At 49.7% G+C, this 18,978-nt stretch carries 19 protein-coding genes; all 19 read right to left on the bottom strand.

Features of this window, described 5'->3' with window-relative positions; all coding sequences use genetic code 11:
- Nucleotides 1-20: 20 nt before the first annotated feature.
- On the bottom strand, nt 21-1,205 hold the full coding sequence (gene ccmI, locus E4K71_RS14395) for a c-type cytochrome biogenesis protein CcmI (protein ID WP_135080770.1): 1,185 nt from the start codon (nt 1,203-1,205) through the stop codon (nt 21-23).
- On the bottom strand, nt 1,202-1,684 hold the full coding sequence (locus tag E4K71_RS14400) for a cytochrome c-type biogenesis protein (protein ID WP_135080773.1): 483 nt from the start codon (nt 1,682-1,684) through the stop codon (nt 1,202-1,204). Before E4K71_RS14400 ends, ccmI begins: the two co-directional genes overlap by 4 nt.
- A complete protein-coding gene (locus E4K71_RS14405; protein WP_135080775.1) occupies nt 1,681-2,223 on the bottom strand; it encodes a DsbE family thiol:disulfide interchange protein in 543 nt (180 codons plus the stop codon). Before E4K71_RS14405 ends, E4K71_RS14400 begins: the two co-directional genes overlap by 4 nt.
- Nucleotides 2,220-4,208 (bottom strand): heme lyase CcmF/NrfE family subunit, encoded by a 1,989-nt coding sequence (locus tag E4K71_RS14410; RefSeq protein WP_135080777.1) that lies wholly within the window; start codon nt 4,206-4,208, stop codon nt 2,220-2,222. The genes E4K71_RS14405 and E4K71_RS14410 overlap by 4 nt, the downstream gene beginning before the upstream one ends.
- Before the next feature lie 3 nt (nt 4,209-4,211).
- Complete coding sequence (gene ccmE / locus E4K71_RS14415) at nt 4,212-4,706, bottom strand: cytochrome c maturation protein CcmE (protein WP_135080779.1); 495 nt, start codon at nt 4,704-4,706, stop codon at nt 4,212-4,214.
- Between the two features lie 3 nt (nt 4,707-4,709).
- Entirely contained in the window at nt 4,710-4,871 is a 162-nt protein-coding gene (gene ccmD, locus E4K71_RS14420) for a heme exporter protein CcmD (RefSeq protein ID WP_135080781.1), read from the bottom strand.
- A 12-nt stretch (nt 4,872-4,883) separates the two neighbouring features.
- Complete coding sequence (locus E4K71_RS14425) at nt 4,884-5,615, bottom strand: heme ABC transporter permease (RefSeq protein ID WP_135080783.1); 732 nt, start codon at nt 5,613-5,615, stop codon at nt 4,884-4,886.
- A gap of 237 nt (nt 5,616-5,852) precedes the next feature.
- A complete protein-coding gene (pnp, locus tag E4K71_RS14430) occupies nt 5,853-8,063 on the bottom strand; it encodes a polyribonucleotide nucleotidyltransferase (protein ID WP_135080785.1) in 2,211 nt (736 codons plus the stop codon).
- Nucleotides 8,064-8,251: 188 nt separating this feature from the next.
- Complete coding sequence (gene rpsO / locus E4K71_RS14435; protein ID WP_135080787.1) at nt 8,252-8,521, bottom strand: 30S ribosomal protein S15; 270 nt, start codon at nt 8,519-8,521, stop codon at nt 8,252-8,254.
- Between the two features lie 21 nt (nt 8,522-8,542).
- Entirely contained in the window at nt 8,543-9,439 is an 897-nt protein-coding gene (gene truB, locus E4K71_RS14440; protein WP_135080789.1) for a tRNA pseudouridine(55) synthase TruB, read from the bottom strand.
- Nucleotides 9,440-9,518: 79 nt separating this feature from the next.
- The gene (rbfA, locus tag E4K71_RS14445) at nt 9,519-9,920 is read right to left on the bottom strand and encodes a 30S ribosome-binding factor RbfA (RefSeq protein WP_135080791.1); all 402 of its coding nucleotides are present in this window, start codon (nt 9,918-9,920) and stop codon (nt 9,519-9,521) included.
- Nucleotides 9,921-10,015: 95 nt separating this feature from the next.
- Nucleotides 10,016-12,562, bottom strand: coding sequence for a translation initiation factor IF-2 (gene infB, locus E4K71_RS14450; RefSeq protein WP_135080793.1), 2,547 nt, complete (start codon nt 12,560-12,562; stop codon nt 10,016-10,018).
- A 55-nt stretch (nt 12,563-12,617) separates the two neighbouring features.
- Nucleotides 12,618-13,214 carry an RNA-binding protein gene (locus E4K71_RS14455; RefSeq protein ID WP_135080795.1) on the bottom strand — a complete coding sequence of 199 codons (597 nt, stop codon included), beginning with the start codon at nt 13,212-13,214 and terminating at the stop codon, nt 12,618-12,620.
- A complete protein-coding gene (gene nusA, locus E4K71_RS14460; RefSeq protein WP_135080797.1) occupies nt 13,201-14,715 on the bottom strand; it encodes a transcription termination factor NusA in 1,515 nt (504 codons plus the stop codon). The genes E4K71_RS14455 and nusA overlap by 14 nt, the downstream gene beginning before the upstream one ends.
- Before the next feature lie 6 nt (nt 14,716-14,721).
- Nucleotides 14,722-15,216 carry a ribosome maturation factor RimP gene (gene rimP / locus E4K71_RS14465; protein WP_240796820.1) on the bottom strand — a complete coding sequence of 165 codons (495 nt, stop codon included), beginning with the start codon at nt 15,214-15,216 and terminating at the stop codon, nt 14,722-14,724.
- A 154-nt stretch (nt 15,217-15,370) separates the two neighbouring features.
- On the bottom strand, nt 15,371-16,162 hold the full coding sequence (locus E4K71_RS14470; RefSeq protein WP_135080799.1) for a hypothetical protein: 792 nt from the start codon (nt 16,160-16,162) through the stop codon (nt 15,371-15,373).
- 66 nt (nt 16,163-16,228) lie between these two features.
- Nucleotides 16,229-16,933 carry a tRNA (guanine(46)-N(7))-methyltransferase TrmB gene (locus E4K71_RS14475; protein WP_135080801.1) on the bottom strand — a complete coding sequence of 235 codons (705 nt, stop codon included), beginning with the start codon at nt 16,931-16,933 and terminating at the stop codon, nt 16,229-16,231.
- Between the two features lie 91 nt (nt 16,934-17,024).
- Nucleotides 17,025-18,197 carry a methionine adenosyltransferase gene (gene metK / locus E4K71_RS14480; protein ID WP_135080803.1) on the bottom strand — a complete coding sequence of 391 codons (1,173 nt, stop codon included), beginning with the start codon at nt 18,195-18,197 and terminating at the stop codon, nt 17,025-17,027.
- Nucleotides 18,198-18,387: 190 nt separating this feature from the next.
- A complete protein-coding gene (locus E4K71_RS14485; protein WP_135080805.1) occupies nt 18,388-18,849 on the bottom strand; it encodes a helix-turn-helix transcriptional regulator in 462 nt (153 codons plus the stop codon).
- Between the last annotated feature and the right edge of the window lie 129 nt (nt 18,850-18,978).

The following is an 18,978-nucleotide window of genomic DNA, read 5'->3' on the forward strand; positions in this document are numbered from 1 at the left end:
AAGGGGAATCAGCCCTTCATTTATTGGCCTTCCAGCTTTTTCACCATATTGCGTGCTTCAATGGCTTTGTCTTTCTCGCCCAGCACCATATAGACCTGTGCCAGACGCTTCCACCCAGCCAAATCATCTGGATTATCCTTTAAACGATTGGCAAGACGTTCCACCATAGAGCGGATCATGGCTGTACGTTCTTCCTGTGTCATCTCCTGTGCGGCATCAACCTGTTCCTGGGTTGGCCCTGTGGCTTGGCTTGGCTGTGCTGAGGCAGGCTTTTCCGCTTCCCATTCCAGGGCAAACTGTTTCGCCATCACACGGGCTTGCGCACTGGGTTTGAAATCTGCTGCATTTAAACCACTGGCGTCTGCGGCCATGGAAATTTGCTGACGGACTTGCCCCAACCATTCGGCTTGCGGCGGAGCCATAGCCATCAAGTCTGTCCAGGTCTGGATCGCTTCTTTAAAGGCTTCTTGCTTGGCCTGTGTATAACCAAGATAAAAACGCGCCTTAAGCTGCATCGGGTCTGACTGAATGGCCTCTTTCAAAACCTTGAGCGTTTCCTCATCCACACCCCCTTGATTGGCATAAATGCGGGCTTCGGCATAATCTGCCAGCACACTGGGGTGACGTTCAGACTCTTTTACCGCCCCTTTAAAGGCGTCAACAGATTCCCCCATACGGCCCACGGTACGCAGGCTATGGGCCAAGAGCATCCAGGCATCAATATCTTTAGGGTCAGCCGCAATGCGTTTTTTCAAGTTGGCGATTTCAGCACTCATGTCTTTGCCGCCATTGCTCGCCATTTGCTGTTCGCGTTCAATATCACGCGCAGCATAAGGCACATCCTGATAGCCAGGCATCCCCAGCTGTAAATACAGCCCAAGCGACCCTGCAAACACAGCCAGACCGATGAAGGAACTCAAAACCAACGTGCGCTTACTCAGCCCTGTTGCTTTCTGTGTCCCTTTCGTGCGTTGTTCATCCGCAGCCAAAAGACGGCGTTGGATTTCAATGCGTGCCGTTTCAGCTTCGTCTTCACTGATCAAGCCGCGCTCAAGATCTTTGTCCAATTCCTTGAGCTGATCTTTAAAGACACTCAAATCATACTCGGCGCGTTCTGCTCCCTCTTCAGATTTACGCCAAACCGGTGCGGCCAAAAGAAAAAGGGTAATGGCGCTCAGAACAACAACCGCAATCCAAAAAATCATGAGTTTGTTCCTTCTTCTTTTAACAAAGCCTCAAGACGGGCTTTTTCTTTTGCACTTAAGGGTGCAGCCCCGGTTGTAGAGGCTGTTTGTTTGGCACGACGGCGATAATAAAACATAATCCCGATCAAGCCGATCGCCACCATAATGGCCGGCCCAAACCACAAAACCATGGTCTTGGCTTTGACAGGGGGTTTGAGCAACACAAAATCACCATAACGCGAAACCAGGTAATCCTTAACTTCCTGATTGCTGTCCCCCTTGGCAATTCGGTCACGTACCAAAACACGCATCTTTTTGGCAATGCCAGAGTTAGAGTCATCAATGGACTGGTTCTGACAAACAACGCAGCGCAAATCTTTGGATACTTCACGCGCACGCGCTTCCAAGGCCGGGTCTTTCATAATTTCGTCAGGTTCAACCGCATCAGCAACAAAGGGCAGAACCATAAGTGCTGCTAAAATAACCAGAAGCTTTTTCATTGTTTGCGCAGCTCCTGAATCAAGGGCCAGAGGATATTATCCCACGAACGTTGGCTAATCGGCCCCAAGTGCTTATAACGGATGATCCCTTGTTTATCGACCACAAAGGTTTCCGGTGCACCCGTAATGCCCCAATCAATGATGGTCTCGCCCGTGGTATCCACCCCGATCTTGGTATAAGGGTCGCCATGACGTGCCAACCAGCGCACCACGTCTTGCGGGTTCTTTTCATCCCAATCCACGCCATAAACCGGGATCACATTATTGGCGCGCAGTTTCAGCAAAAAGGGATGCTCCTGCAAACAGGCCACACACCAGGACCCAAAGAAATTCACCAGCGAGACTTGGCCTTTGACATCATCAATGCTCAAACCTTCGCTACGCCCAGCCACCGGGATGAGGTTGAAGTTCCCCATGGGTTGATTGGTCAACACATCGGTATCAAGCTTGGAGGGGTCTTTGGTCAGGCCAATGGCAAAATAGATCGCCAGCACCACAAAAACCGCCAGTGGAATCATAAAGAAGAGACGTGAATTCATGCTTGGGCTCCCACGGCTTGGGCTGAAGGTTTGGCTTTGGAACGTTTCGGTGCGCCAACACGGTGACGACGATCAGACAGGCTAACCAACCCGCCAAGGGTGAGCAAGGCACTGCCGCCCCACAACCATGCCACCAATGGGTTCCAATACAGACGTGTGACATAGCCATCGCCGGACTTATCCCCAACCACAGCATAAAGATCGCCGAGGAACATGGTGTAAATCGCAGCTTCCGTTGTCGGCATCCCGCCTGTGTCATATTCACGTTTTTCTGCACGCAAGGTGGTGATAAATTCATCGCCTTGATGGACGGAGAATGTACCTTCCAGCGCATCATAGTTCGGCCCGCGCACATCACTGACACCTTCAAACGTATAGGTATATCCGGCCACATCCAGCTTATCGCCGAAATTCATCACTTGAATTTTTTCAACTTTCCAGTTTCCAGCCCCCGTCATACCCGCAATGGTCACGGCCAGACCAAAGTGCGCAATGGTCATGCCCCATGTGGAACGCGGCTGACGTTTCAGGCGTTTCATACTGTCGGCAAACGGTATTTTACCCAGCTTGATGCGGTCTGCCACATCCCACAGCACACCCGTTGCCAGCCATGTGGCTAAGCCCATCCCCAGGTATCCGCCCCAGCCTTCTTCCCCTTTCAGGATAAAGGTCAGCACCACGGCCACCAAGGTTGCGCCATAAACGATATAAAGGCGTGATAAGATACCTGTGGCATCCGCACGCTTCCATGACATCAACGGCCCCAAGGCCATGAGAATGACCAGCGGCGTCATAATCGGAATAAAGACCCGGTTATAAAACGGTGCCCCAACAGAGACTTTGCCCGCCCCGATCACATCAATGAACAGCGGATAAAGAGTCCCCAACAGCACAACACCTGTCGCTGTGGTCAAAATCCAGTTATTAAACAGTAAGGAGCCTTCACGCGACACAGGTTTAAACAGCCCACCGCCCACAAGGCTTGGACCACGTAAAGCGTAGAGGAAGAACGACCCGCCAATCGCAATACAGAGCAAAATGAGGATAAACACCCCGCGTTCCGGATCAGTGGCAAAAGCATGAACCGAGGTCAGAACGCCTGAACGCACGAGGAATGTCCCCAGCAAAGACAGACCAAAGGCAATGATCGCCAAGAAGATCGTCCAGCTTTTCAACGCATCGCGTTTTTCCACCACAATGGCAGAATGGAGCAAGGCTGTTCCAGCCAACCACGGCATAAAAGACGCATTTTCCACCGGGTCCCAGAACCACCAGCCGCCCCAGCCGAGTTCGTAATACGCCCACCATGACCCAAGGGCGATTCCGATGGTCAAAAAGACCCAAGCCGCCAAAGTCCAGGGGCGCACCCAGCGTGCCCAGCTGGCATCAACCCGCCCCTCAATCAGGGCGGCGATGGCAAAACTATAGGCAATGGAGAACCCTACATAACCGAGATACAAGAACGGCGGGTGGAAGGCCAAGCCCGGATCTTGTAACAGCGGGTTCAGGCTTTGCCCGTTCAGCGGCACATTGATCAGGCGCTCAAACGGGTTGGAGGTAAAGAGGATAAACAGCAAAAAGCCGACTGTGATCAAGGACTGAACCGCAAGCGTACGGTTTTTCAGCCCTGCAGGCAGATTACGCCCAAAAACCTCAACAGCACAGCCAAAGGTCGCCAAAATCAGAACCCATAACAACATGGACCCTTCATGGTTCCCCCATACCCCGGAGACTTTATAAAGCATCGGCTTATCGGTATGAGAGTTTTTCGCCACATTCAACACAGAAAAGTCAGATGTGACAAAGGCATGGGTCAACGCAGCAAAAGCCACAGCGATCAAAATAAACTGGGCAATAGAAGCTGGCCCCGCAATCCCCATCCAGCGTTTTTGGCTGGGACCGGAAGCGGCCAGCGGCACGACACCCTGAACCACCGCAACAAACAGCGCCATAATCAGGGCAAAATGACCGATTTCTGCATACATGTCTTATTTGCCTTTCTGCTCGTCCGGAACATGACCTTGTTTCAGTGCCTCACTGATGGGCTGGCCTTCTTCCCATTTACCGGATTTTTTCAGCGCATCTGCGACTTCCGGCGGCATGTAATTTTCATCGTGTTTGGCAAGGACCTCATCAGCGATCAAGACTTTACCCTTGAAATACCCTTCCGTCACAACGCCTTGACCTTCACGAAACAGATCAGGCAAGATGCCTTTATATTCAACACGAATGGTGTTCGCCATGTCCGTCACATGAAAGATATTCGTCACCCCGTCAGATGCTTTGGTAACAGACCCTGCCTCAACCAGACCACCGATGCGGATGCGTTGATCGGCACGGATTTTATCTTTTTCCATAATCTCGGTTGGGCTAAAGAAAAAGACGATATCGTCTTCCAGTGCCGCGAGAACAAGGGCGGCAACAGCCCCTAATGCACATAGCCCCACAAGGGCAAGATATAAGCGACGTGTTTTCTTTTTCATAGGTTATTCCGCCTCTTTCAACTGTTCCATAATGGACAGGTCTTTTTTGCTTTTAGATAAGGATTTCAGACTGGTTAGCAACAGGGACACCAACAAGACAAAGGCAAGGCCATAACAAGGCCAGATATAGATGCCGTGACCGCCCATATCAAAAAATTCATTCATCTTCTTTTTCCCTTAACCATGAACCTGACGCAGGCGTAATGCGCGTACTTTGGATGCAATAATCTCTCCGCGCATGCGGATAAACAGCACCAATGTGAAATAACCAGTGAAGGCTAGAAACATCAGCCCCAGCGGCAAGAGCATATCCGGATGAATGGCTGGACCACCTGATTTCACGATGGAGGCTGGCTGATGAAGCGTATTCCACCAATCCACAGAAAATTTAATAATGGGAATATTAATGACGCCCACAAGGCACAGGATACCTGCCGATTTCGTGCCACGTGCAGGATCATCAAAGGCATTCATCAAGGCCATATGACCAAGATAAAGGAACAGCAACAAGAGTTCTGATGTCAGACGTGCATCCCACACCCACCAGGTGCCCCACATGGGCTTGCCCCAGAACGATCCGGTAAAAAGTGCCAAAAAGGTAAAAGCCGCGCCAATCGGGGACATGCATTTTGCCGCCAGATCAGACAGTGGATGTTTCCAGATCAACCCCATGGCCGATGCGATCGCCATAGAGACATAAATAATCATGGACATGCTGGCCGCTGGCACATGGACGTACATAATGCGCACTGTTTCGCCCTGTTGATAATCTGTTGGCGAATCAAAAAGGGCAAAATAAAGCCCCGCCAATGTGGAGATCACCGTAATGGCAATGACCCATGGCATCAAAAGGCCACTGAGCCACATAAAGCGCTTGGGGTTTGCAAATGCATTAATGTTAAAAGCCATCGTTCCTCTAGCCTATATCCACGTCTTTCTCGCATTGCACGCTTTATGAAAGGTAAGTTAGGCACCAATAAGGCAAAGGTGGGGGAGGAGGAGATTGTGAGACAAATTCTTCAGATCAAATCGGAGGATGACAAAGGTCAGAATGTCATTCCCAACTTGATAGGAGGATCCAACAGGCAACAAAAAACCCCTTGGCACAACCATTACCAAGGGGTTTTTATTTAGTCAGAAAAAACCTTAGTCTTCGCGACGACGCGGTTTGCGTGGCCCGCGTGGTTTGCGCGGGCGGTCTTCGCCATCGTCATCAGAACGCGGGCGCTTATCGCCAACTTCTTCCGTGATGTCTTCGCCAGACTCCTGATCAACAACGCGCATGGAAAGTTTAACCTTACCACGATCATCAATACCAATCAGTTTCGCCCAAACTTCGTCACCTTCGTTCACAACGTCAGAAACTTGTGCAACACGCTCGTTTTTCAGTTCAGAAATGTGAACCAGACCGTCACGTGTGCCCATGTAGTTCACGAATGCACCGAAGTCCATTACCTTCACGACTTTACCGCGATAGATTTTGCCAACTTCCGGCTCAGCCACAATGCCCTGGATCCAGTCAATGGCTTTCTGGCCTGATTCACCGTCAACCGCAGCAACACGGATGGTACCGTCGTCTTCGATGTCGATCTTTGCACCCGTTTCTTCGGTAATTTGACGGATCACTTTACCGCCAGTACCAATCACATCACGGATCTTGTCCTTGTTGATCTGGAAAGCAGTGATCTTCGGTGCGTTGTTGGACACTTCTTCACGACCGGATGTGATGGCATTTGCCATTTCACCCAGGATGTGAACACGACCGTCTTTAGCTTGGCCCAGTGCAATTTCCATGATTTCCGGTGTGATGGATGTGATTTTGATATCCATCTGCAAAGACGTGATACCTTCTTCTGTACCCGCCACTTTAAAGTCCATGTCGCCCAGGTGATCTTCATCACCAAGGATGTCAGACAGAACAGCAAAGCCATCGTCTTCCTTGATCAGGCCCATGGCAATACCCGCAACCGGGCGTGCCAGTGGAACACCTGCGTCCATCAAAGAAAGGGACGTACCACAAACTGTCGCCATAGAAGAAGAACCGTTAGATTCTGTCACTTCAGAAACAACACGAACTGTGTAAGGGAAATCTTCCTTGGACGGCATCAGTGGGCGAATGGCACGCCATGCCAGTTTACCATGGCCGATTTCACGACGACCCGGTGATTTCAGGAAGGAGGCTTCACCCACAGAATAGGGGGGGAAGTTATAGTGCAGCATAAAGTTTTCACGATATTCGCCTTCAAGCTGATCTACAATTTGTTCGTCCTGACCTGTACCCAATGTACAAACAGCCATGGCCTGTGTTTCACCACGTGTGAACAGGGCAGAACCATGTGCACGCGGCAGCAAGCCAACTTGTGCATCAATGCCACGAACTGTTTTTGTGTCACGACCATCGATACGAGACTGTGTCGCAATGATGTCACGACGAACGATGTCTTTTTCAAGATTCTTGAGAACACCGCCAACAACAACGCCGGAAACTTCACCAGATTCAATGGCATCTGCGTAGAATTCAGTAACTTTTGTTTTGGCTTCAGAAACCGCCGCCACGCGCTCTTGCTTATCAACGATTTTGTAAGCGGCGCGCAGGTCAGCTTCAGCCAGTTCAGCAGCCTTTGCTTCAACGTCACCAAGATACTCAACCGGTTGCGGCAGATCCCAAGGTTCTTTAGCACACGCTTCTGCCAAATCAATGATGGCTTCGATCACAGCCTGGAATTCTTTGTGACCATAAGCCACGGCACCCAGCATGATTTCTTCAGACAGTTCTTGCGCTTCTGATTCAACCATCAAAACGCCTTCTGTCGTTCCGGCAACAGCCAGATCAAGAACGGAGTCTTTCAGTTCTTCCAGTGTCGGGTTGAGCACATATTCACCATCGATATAACCCACACGCGCCGCACCAATCGGGCCCATGAACGGCATGCCAGACAGTGTCAGCGCCGCAGAGGCACCAACCATGGCAACGATATCCGGATCGTTTTCCAGATCGTGGGCAACAACCGTACAAATAACTTGTGTTTCGTTTTTATAACCCGGTGCAAATAACGGGCGGATCGGACGGTCGATCAGGCGAGACGTCAATGTCTCTTTCTCAGAAGGGCGACCTTCACGTTTGAAGAAGCCACCGGGGATTTTACCCGCAGCAAAAGCTTTTTCCTGATAGTTAACCGTCAGCGGAAAGAAATCGATATCAGCACGGGCCTGTTTTTGACCAACAGCGGTACAAAGAACCTTTGTCTCGCCATATGTCACCATCACAGCACCGTCAGCTTGACGTGCAATTTTACCAGTTTCGAATACAAGCGGACGGCCGCCCCATTCGATTTCTTTACGGAATTCTTTAAACATATATCTTCCTTACATACGTACAATGACCGCTTAAGGGACCTTCCCTTAAATATTCACCTACGGTCGCTCGCCAATCTACACCACCTCGACCAACAATGGTTTGACGAATATGTGACACTGTCACACAGGTCGAAAATGAAAAAAGGCGCAGCCCTGTGTAGAGTGCGCCCTCTTTCGAAATCTTTGTCTTAGCGACGCAGACCCAAGCGTTCGATGATGCTCTGGTAACGAGCAACGTCTTTTTTCTTGGTGTAGTCCAAGAGGCGACGACGTTGACCAACCATTTGCAACAGACCGCGACGAGAGTGGAAGTCTTTTTTATGAGTCTTCAAGTGCTCTGTCAGGTTTGCAATACGCTTTGAAAGAATGGCAACCTGTACTTCCGGTGAACCCGTGTCACCTTCTTTTGTTGCAAATTCTTTGATAACTTCAGCTTTTTCAGCAGCAGTAATCGACATCGGTATACTCCATCTTAGGGGTTAATAATTGAAGACCCTGAACGGTTTGATCAAACCATTTTCGACCTGAGCCAAAGCCACAAGCTTTCCCTCAGACATCAACCGGATGGTTTCTGTATCGGCCATATCCTTTTTCAAAGACATGCCCTGTCGAATTTTCCGGGTCTCTTCTTCACCCAAGGCCAGCGCCGAGATGTCGTCCAGCACGGTCTCAATGGCAAGAAGGCTTTCAAAAAGCGCGTCACTATGCACAATCTCTTCTACAGAATCCAGTGAAATCGCGCTTTTCTCATCAAATGGGCCGACTTTTGTGCGCCGCAAGATGGAAATATATCCAACGGTGCCCAGTTTCAGCGCAATATCGCGCCCAAGGCTACGCACATAGGTGCCTTTACCACAATCGACTTCAAACACCGCCCGATTCGCATCAGGGCATTCAATCAGTTCAAGTCGATTAATCTGTACTGTGCGGGGCTTAATTTCCACATCCTGATCTTCACGCGCCAGCTTGTAAGCGCGTTGTCCATTAATCTTGATGGCAGAGTATTTCGGCGGTACCTGTTCAATGGCGCCAACAAAGTTAGAAAGAACAGCCCTGATGTCTTCTTCTGTGGGGCGCACGTCCGATGTGGCGCTCACTTCACCTTCAGCGTCATCCGTGGTGCGGCTTTCGCCCCAGGTGACTTCAAAACGATAAGTCTTGGTGCCATCCATGACATAAGAGACCGTCTTGGTCGCTTCACCAAAGGCCAAGGGCAAGATGCCAGAGGCTAACGGGTCAAGGGTTCCGCCATGGCCGACTTTCTGTGCCTTGGTCAACCAACGCACTTTACCCACCACATTATTTGATGAAATCTCCAGCGGCTTATCAATAATCAGCCAGCCGTGAATGGGAATGCCTTTTTTCTTTCTGCCCATTACTTGTCATCCTCGCGAAGCGGGGATCTCCATCCGCCTGAAAAGGTCCCCACAGACGCGAGGACGACGTTCTTTCTATTTATTCGTCTTCATCTTCGTGATGCAAGTCCGCCTGAACTTTTGGGTCTTGAAGAAGCTTGTTGATCTTCAATGCCTCATCCAAAGCATCATCACGTTTGAATTTAAACTTTGGAATATATTTTGTCGTGGATACACGGGAATATTCACGACGGATATGACCGCTGGCCCGATTAAGACCAGCCACAACCGCATCCGTATTGCCGCCACCAAGATCAGAAACAAACACTGTTGCGTTGCGTAAATCAGGGCTAACACGGACTTCTGAAACAGAAATAGAAGCATCAATCAAATCGGGATCACGAAAATCAGCCCGTGCGATAATTTCTGCCAAGGCATGACGAATTTCTTCACCCACGCGCAACTGACGCTGGGTTGGTGCTTTACCGGAACGTCTGGTCATTTTTGAATCCTTATCGTCATCCTCGCAAAACGCAGGGATCTCCATCAAAAAAGGAAAGAGGTCCCCGCCTTGCGCGAGGACGACACCTAAGTTATTTAAATCTCTTGTTCGATTTGTTCCATCTCAAAGCATTCGATCATATCGCCCACTTTGAGATCATTGTAGTTTTCAAAAGACATACCGCATTCAAAACCGGATTTAACTTCTTTAACGTCATCTTTGAAACGCTTAAGCTGACCGAGCTGACCGTCATGGACAACAACGTTGTCACGCAGCAAGCGAACCTTGGCACCACGTTTCACGACACCTTCTGTTACCATACAACCTGCAATCGTACCGATTTTGGAGATGTTAAAGGTTTCACGAATTTCAGCGTAACCAATGAACTTCTCTTGATAAACCGGATCAAGCAGACCGGACATCATGCGTTTCACGTCATCAGCCGCATCATAGATGATGGAATAATAACGAATATCCACGCCGTCACGTTTGGCCAGTTCACGCGCTTGTGGGTTGGCACGAACGTTAAAGCCGATGATCAGTGCATTAGAGGCACGCGCCAATGTGATATCAGATTCGTTAATAGCACCGACCGCCCCGTGCAGGACTTTCACCTTCACATCGTCACGGCCCAGTTTGTCGAATGTGCCTTGCAGGGCTTCGATCGACCCTTGTACGTCACCTTTAATCAGAACGGGAAGCTCTTTCACTTCACCAGCGGCGATTTGGCTGAACAATTCTTCCAACGTACCGCGACCAGAGGCAGCAGCTTTCGCAGCCTTATCCTTGTTGGTACGATATTCAGAAACTTCACGGGCCTTGGCTTCAGATTCAACCACGATCAGCTGATCACCCGCAGCCGGTGTGCCTTGCAGACCAAGAACCTCAACCGGAGTTGCCGGACCAGAAGATTTCACGTGATGACCGTGATCGTTCACCAAGGCACGAACACGACCCCATTCAGAACCGACAACGAAGATATCACCGATATTCAATGTCCCGCGCTGTACCATCACGGTTGCGATGTTACCACGGCCACGTTCTTGCTTGGCTTCCACAACCACGCCTTCAGCAGCGCGATTCGGGTTGGCTTTCAGTTCAAGAACTTCGGCTTGCAGCAAGATCGTTTCTTCAAGGTTTTCAAGGTTGAGACGCTGTTTCGCAGAAACTTCTACGTCCATCACGTCACCGCCCATGCTTTCAACCTGAATTTCATGTTGCAGCAATTCTGTACGCACACGCGTTGGGTCTGCACCCGGCTTATCAATTTTGTTGATCGCCACAATAATCGGCACTTCCGCAGCCTTGGCGTGACGGATCGCTTCAATGGTTTGCGGCATCACACCGTCATCGGCAGCCACCACCAGAATAACAATATCTGTCAGTTCCGCACCACGCGCACGCATGGCGGTAAAGGCTTCGTGACCCGGTGTATCCACAAACGAAATCTTCGCACCAGAGGCCATGGTTACCTGATAGGCACCGATATGCTGGGTGATACCACCGGCTTCTTTATCCACCACGTCTGTTTCACGAAGCGCATCAAGCAGGGATGTTTTACCATGGTCAACGTGACCCATAACCGTTACGATCGGTGCACGCGGGATCATGTCTGCATCATCATCATCCGGACCAGTCAGATCCACCTCGACATCCGCATCAGACACACGTTTCACCACGTGGCCCAGTTCTTCCACAACAATTTGCGCTGTATCGGCATCAATGGTTTGGTTGATGGTTACCATGGTGCCCATCTGCATCAGGGTTTTAACAACCACAGCAGCTTTTTCTGACATACGGTTGGCCAGTTCCTGAACCGTAATGTGATCTGGCAATGTGACTTCACGTTTTTGTTTGTTCTGGTCTGACTGACCACCGCCTTCCTGGCGTTTCTGTTTTTGACGCGCACGTTTTACAGAAGCCAATGAACGTTGGCGCTGTTCTTCACCGAAATTCGCAACAGACAACTTACCCTTGCCGCGACGACGATCGTCACGCTTGTTGTTATCCTGTTTCTTGACCTCTTTCTTCTTCGGCTTGGGTGCAGGCTTGGCTTCAGGCTTTTTCGCAGCCGGTGCAGAAGAAGATTTCTCAGCACGTTGCGCAGCCATCTGAGCTTTCTCAGCCTGACGACGTGCATCTTCTTGAACTTTTTTCTTTTCAGCGGCTTCTTTTTCAGCCTTGGCTTTTGCTTCTGCCTTGGCACGACGCTCTTCGTCAGCCTTTTCCTTGGCACGGCGTTCCGCATCCGCCTTTTCGCGTTTGGCACGCGCTTCGGCATCTTTCTGGGCTTCGCGTGCCGCTTCTTCTTCCGCCTTCTTGGCGTTTTGCAGAACTTGCGCACGCTTTGCCATCTCATCGTTGGTCAGATGCTGATCACCGGCTTCCACCTGAGGGGCAGCTTCTTGTTGCACAGGGGCCTGTTCAGCCGCAGCTTTTTCACCACCGCGCACTTCTGACATGCGACCACTTTGGCCTTGAACGAATGTTCGTTTCTTGCGCACCTCGACAGCCACAGACTTGCTGCGCCCATGGGAGAAGCTTTGCTTGACTTGACCTGCGTCCACTGTCTTTTTCAGTTCAAGTTTGCCAGGTTTATTGAGGCTGAGCTTTTTGCCGTCGTCGCCTTTTTTATCTGTCATATCGAGCTGTGCCTGTCTTTCTTAACAATCGCATCCTCTTTTACAAGAAGATGCCTCATTCCATTACATTCGTCTTCTCGCGAAATCCTTGCAAACGCAAAGCTTCCACTTGGAAGCGCTTGGCCATCTGACCCGGCGCAAATCCCATATGGACCAAATGGTCCCGCCCCACTGCGCCGCCCAGTTCCTCTGAATCGAACAGTTCGATCAAAGGCAGGTCGCCACTCAGGGCCTTAATCTTTGCCCGCCCATCGTCAGCACCATCACGTGCTGCCAACACAACGATACATTTACCGTCTTTGAGCCAGCCTCGGGTTTTTTCAAACCCGTAAATCACCCCACCGCTGCGTTTCATCATGCCAATCAGAGAAAGGCAACGTTGCACCAGCAAGGCTTCAATTCGATCCGCCAAACCGTCCATCGGTTTGACCTTTTGGCGCGCAGCACGCGAAAATGCGTTTTTTGCGCACGCTGTGTTTACCACATCCCGCGCCGCAGACAACCATAAACCGCGTCCCGGCAGCTTTCCATCCACATCCGGAACGACCAGACCGTCTGGAGAAACCACACACCGGATCAATTTTTCCTTCGGTAAAACCGATCCGGTTACAATGCAGCGGCGTTCAGGACAGTCCTGTTTACGCGTTTTCATCTTCGAACCAATGTGCACGTGCCGCCATGATAATATCATTAGCAGCCGTTTCACCCAGGTTCCGTTCACCAACGAATTCACGCAGCTCGTCACCAGCCAGGTCAGCCAGATCGTCCAGTGTCTTCACACCATTTTCACCCAAGGCCACAACCATGGCTGCGCTTAGACCTTCAACAGCGGATAATTCGTCACTTACACCCAGTTCTTTACGCTTTTCGTCCAGAACCTTGTCTTGTTCTTCAAGATAGTTCAATGCACGGGCACGCAGCTCTTCGGCCACATCCATATCAAAGCCTTCGATCTCAGCCAGCTCCGCACGCGGAACATAAGCGACTTCTTCGATGGTAGAGAAGCCTTCTGTTACCAACAGGTGCGCAATCACATCATCCACATCCAATGCTTCGATGAACTGGTTGGAACGGGCCTTGAACTCTTCCTGGCGACGCTCAGACTCTTCTGCTTCGGTCAGGATATCAATATCCCAGCTTGTCAGTTGAGAGGCCAAACGCACATTCTGACCACGACGACCAATTGCCAAAGACAGCTGATCATCAGGAACCACAACTTCGATACGGTTTGTTTCTTCATCCAGAACGACTTTTGCCACTTCAGCCGGGGCTAACGCGTTTACGATGAAAGTTGCCGGATCAGCAGACCATTGAATAATGTCGATTTTCTCGCCTTGCAGTTCAGAGACAACGGCCTGAACGCGTGAACCACGCATACCAACACATGCCCCAACCGGATCAATAGACCCGTCAGAAGACTGAACCGCAATTTTTGCACGAGAACCGGCATCACGGGCTGTGGATTTAATTTCAATAATACCGTCGTAAATTTCCGGTACTTCCTGTGTGAACAATTTCGCCATAAATTGCGGGTGAGAACGCGACAAGAAGATTTGCGGCCCCCGGTTTTCACGACGCACATCAAAGATGTAAGCACGGATACGATCACCGTTTTTCACATGTTCGCGCGGAATACATTCGTCACGGCGCAACAGGGCTTCGGTACGGCCCAGATCGACAACTACATTGCCGAATTCTACACGTTTGACCAAACCGTTGACGACTTCGCCCACGCGATCTTTATATTCGTCATACTGGCGATCACGTTCAGCATCGCGGACTTTTTGAACGATAACCTGTTTTGCCGTTTGTGCAGCAATACGACCAAAATCAATCGGCGGAAGCGGATCAACCAGAAACTCACCCAGCACGGCATCAGCTTTGCGACCACGGGCCTGATCAACAGTCATCTGCATATGTTCGTCTTCGATCTCTTCGACGACTTCGATATAACGTGCCAGTTTGATCTCGCCTGTTTTGCGGTCAATATGGGCACGAATATCGTGTTCCTGACCATATTTGGAACGACCTGCCTTTTGAATGGCTTGTTCCATGGCTTCAAAAACCTGATCGCGTTCAATCCCTTTATCACGTGCGACCGCATCGGCTACGGCCAGCAATTCCGGGCGAGGCATTCCGCTAGATTGTTCCATCTTTCCTTACAATCCTTGTTCTTTCGACGCTGCTGCAAGCAGGTCATCGGTGAGGACCAATTTGGCTTTGACAATATCTTCAAACGGAAGATCTTGAGCCACACCGTCCACGAGAATTTGCACATTTCCATCCACAAGCCCCACAAGGCGACCTGTGAAACGTTTACGTCCGTCCATGAGATAGGCCATTTCAACCTTAGCCTCAAACCCGGCAAAACGTTCAAAATCTTCTGCCCGCACCAGCGGACGATCTACACCTGGAGAACTCACTTCCAAAGAGTAGGCTTCCTCAATCGGGTCATCCACATCCAAAAGCGGCGAAATAGCCCGGCTGATTGCAGCACAATCTTCCACATCCATCACCTTGCGGTCCAGACGTTCAGCCATGATCTGCAATGTCGGATGGCGATCGCCCTGCATCTGCAGGCGCACAACCGCATACCCCAAATCCGTCAGGGTCGGCGTAATAATTTCTTCGATACGTTTCATCGCAGAAGACATAACAGCGTTCCCTTTCCTTTAACTTTCGAATCCCTTGGACCCATGAACAAAAAAAGCGGACCAAAGGGCCCACTTCAATCAAATCCACTAAAGTGGCTATGTATTGAGTGGCCCCTTTATACGCTGATTTGCTACAAATGCAAGTAAAAAGAAGTCAAAAGGCCCACTGCCTTAGAATACCGTATTTTTCAAGCAAGGCCCTGAATTCATCCTGATGCTTAATACGGCCCAACAACTCTTCAAAACGCCCAATTGTAATCGGCCCATTGTTGCGAGCCAAAGCCTTAAGACGATAAATCTGGGCAAACTTCTGCGATACCAGATAAGGGGAGATTTCTTCGGGGTAACGATTAAAAAAACCTTTTAAAAAAGAAAGCGTCACGACCCCAACCTCAACTTTGGAATATCTAACCCATTCCAAAATCGTGCGATGCCTGCTGGCAAAACTGATTTTAAAATGCTTTTCCAGCCAAGCCTTATCGGAAATGTAATTGGCAAAGGCATAATGGTAGCCATCATAGACACCAAGGTGCCTGTCTTTCACATGGTCAAAATAGGATTGTCCACGCCCTTCACGGCGCTTGGCAATATAAACTTCCCCACCCTTCATCAAGAGCTTTGAGAATGTCACATATTCTTGTTTGTCCTGCCACTCCCATTGCGGCATTTCAAACAGGATCAGATCCTGACGGCCAAACATAATATTATGGTAACGCGCCTGCGGGGCAACCGGATGAATTTCAAAATGGAACTCAACCTGCGCAGCATTCAACAGGCTGACAATTTCGGGAGTAATCCCGCTTTTCAGGTCTTCATTGAAAAAAGGGGGGAACGGATATGCCAGAACACGTACTTTCACAGGCTCTGCAGACTGGGCACTCTGGAAGCCTGCGCTACAGACCCCAAAGAAAATCAGAAGGATAACCACTCCATAAAACCGACGCATTCTCGTGCTTTCTATGTTTTTACTTTGGAACAGTATAACAGAAAACACACGTAATATGACGAGTTTTTACTTCCTTCTAAAGCGAAGGTAAACGCATGCCTTGCCCTGCTTCAACGCCTTTTGTTCATAGCGTGTTGGTGGCCAGTCATCCGGGCGCACCCGCCAGTCTTGCGCCCCTTCACACACCCATTCAAAATCCAGATGACGCGTCATATGCTCCAATGTCCAGTCGATATAAGGCATATGATCACTGCCGACCCTGAATTCCGCACCGCTTTTCAACACACGCGAAACCAGTTCTAAATTTTCGTCCCCAATAAAACGGCGCTTGGCATGGCGTTTTTTGCGCCATGGGTCCGGGAAAAGAAGAAACAAACGATCCAGACTGTTATCGGGCATAACATCAAGCAAGGAACGCGCATCATCATCCAAAACCCGGATTCTGTCCGTCAGACCACGTTGTTCCACATGGGACAGCAAGCTTGCCACCCCATTGATAAAGGGCTCACAGGCAATCATGCCGATATCCGGATTATTTTCCACCTGGGCAGCGGCATGTTCCCCACCACCAAAACCGACTTCAAACCAGACCTGCTTGACCTCTTTTTTAAACAGCGTACCGACATCAATCATCGCCCCATTTTCCGGGGGGCACAAGCGTAACTGAGGCAAAAGATTATCGACCAAAGCCTGATGGCTGGCGCGCAACGTATGACCGTGACGACGCCCAAACGTCTTTAAACGGGTGGTATAAAGTTCCGGTTTTGACATAATCATTTTACCCAAAAAAGTAAGCCCCTGCGACAATCCGCAGGGGCTCATGGATACCTGTGTTTACAGGTAATCTCAACTTTTTTTCTACTTAGAACTGGCGTTTCAGTTCGTCAACAAGGTCTGTTTTCTCCCAAGAGAAATGACCTTGTTCCGTCGGTGTACGACCGAAGTGACCATAAGCAGATGTTTCTTTGTAGATCGGACGATTGAGCTGCAGATGCTCACGAATACCGCGCGGTGACAGATCCATGATTTCAGAAGCAATCTTGGCAATTTTTTCTTCATCCACATGGTTTGTGCCTGCTGTATCCACATAAACAGACAGCGGCTTGGAGATACCGATGGCATAAGACAGCTGGATCGTACATTTGTCAGACAGGCCAGCAGCCACGATATTTTTCGCCAGATAACGCGCTGCATAAGCCGCAGAACGGTCCACCTTGGTCGGGTCTTTACCAGAGAATGCACCACCACCGTGTGGGGCTGCACCACCGTATGTATCCACGATGATCTTACGACCTGTCAGGCCCGCATCACCATCAGGACCACCGATAACAAAACGCCCTGTCGGGTTGACGTAGATTTCATCGTCAGAGGGCAACCAGCCTTCCGGCAGAACTTCTTCAAAATACGGTAAAACCAGCTCACGCACTTCCCCCAAAGACAAGCTTTCATCATGCTGTGTGGAAACAACCAGAGAAGTCGCACGTACCGGCTTGCCACCTTCGTATGCTAGTGTAACCTGAGACTTGCTGTCCGGGCCAAAGCCTTTCACTTTACCGGAATGGCGGTCTTCGGCCATACGGCGTAGGATTTGGTGGGAATACATGATCGGAGCTGGCATCAGTTCCGGTGTTTCATTGGTCGCATAACCAAACATAATCCCCTGATCACCAGCACCCTCTTCGGTGTCTGTTCCTGTGCCTTCATCTACACCTTGGGCAATGTCTGCCGATTGGGAGTGGATTTGAGAGGTGATTTCACAATCTTTCCAGTGAAAACCACGTTGCTCATACCCGATATCCTTGATGGCTTCGCGAGCAATTTCCTTGAAGCGATCATGGTTCATTTCATCAGGACCGCGAACTTCACCAGCTAAGGCAACAAAGTTTGTTGTCACCATCGTTTCAACCGCAACGCGTGAAACCGGATCAAGTTCAAGGAATGCATCAATGATAGAATCGGAAATACGGTCAGCAACCTTATCCGGGTGACCTTCTGAGACAGATTCAGACGTAAAGAGATATTTGTCGAGAGCCATTTACAGCGCCTTTCGATCAAAGAGTTAAACCAATGGACCAAGGGCACTATGTATAAAGCCCACTTAGCGACATTTTTTCCCATGGGTGCGCAAGCGATCCAAATCCCCCCATGTTTCGTACGGTTATCCGCAGAAAATAAGCTTTCTTCTATCAGAAAAATAACAACGGTCAAGCCCCAAAAAGGCAGGCTTAGCCTTCCGGGCTTTCATCAGCCAGTACTTTTGCCAGTTCAAACAGACGGCGGCGCACCACCGGGTTTGTCACCTTGTAGTAATTACGCACCAGTTCCAGTGTTTCACGACGGGTTAAATCATCGACCTCAAAGGCGCTGACATCGCTTGAAAGTTGTTCATTTACACTTTTGTATCGGTTTTCGCTAATATCCAGTGGCATATCTTCGAAAAAATAAGCAATTGATACATCCAAAACGCGACTTAAATCATATAAACGACTCGCACCGATTCTATTGGCACCGCGTTCATATTTTTGAATTTGTTGGAAAGTGAGTCCAACCGTGTCACCGAGCTTTCCCTGACTCATACCAAGTAAGGTCCGACGCTGGCGCAACCGTGAACCAACGTGAATATCTATAGGGTTTGCTTCACCCGGCTTCTTTTTTGGCAAACCTTGGAGCTTTGCAATATTATCCATTTTTCTATTCCCTTCCGAGCATTTGCCTGATCTCATATTGGGCAAAATCACGCGCGGGACTATAGCAAATTTCAATACTGAAACACAACTAAAGGACCAAGAAAAACTTAAAAAATAACTCGCAGTAGA

This window comes from Terasakiella sp. SH-1 (genome assembly GCF_004564135.1).
Taxonomy (GTDB): domain Bacteria; phylum Pseudomonadota; class Alphaproteobacteria; order Rhodospirillales; family Terasakiellaceae; genus Terasakiella.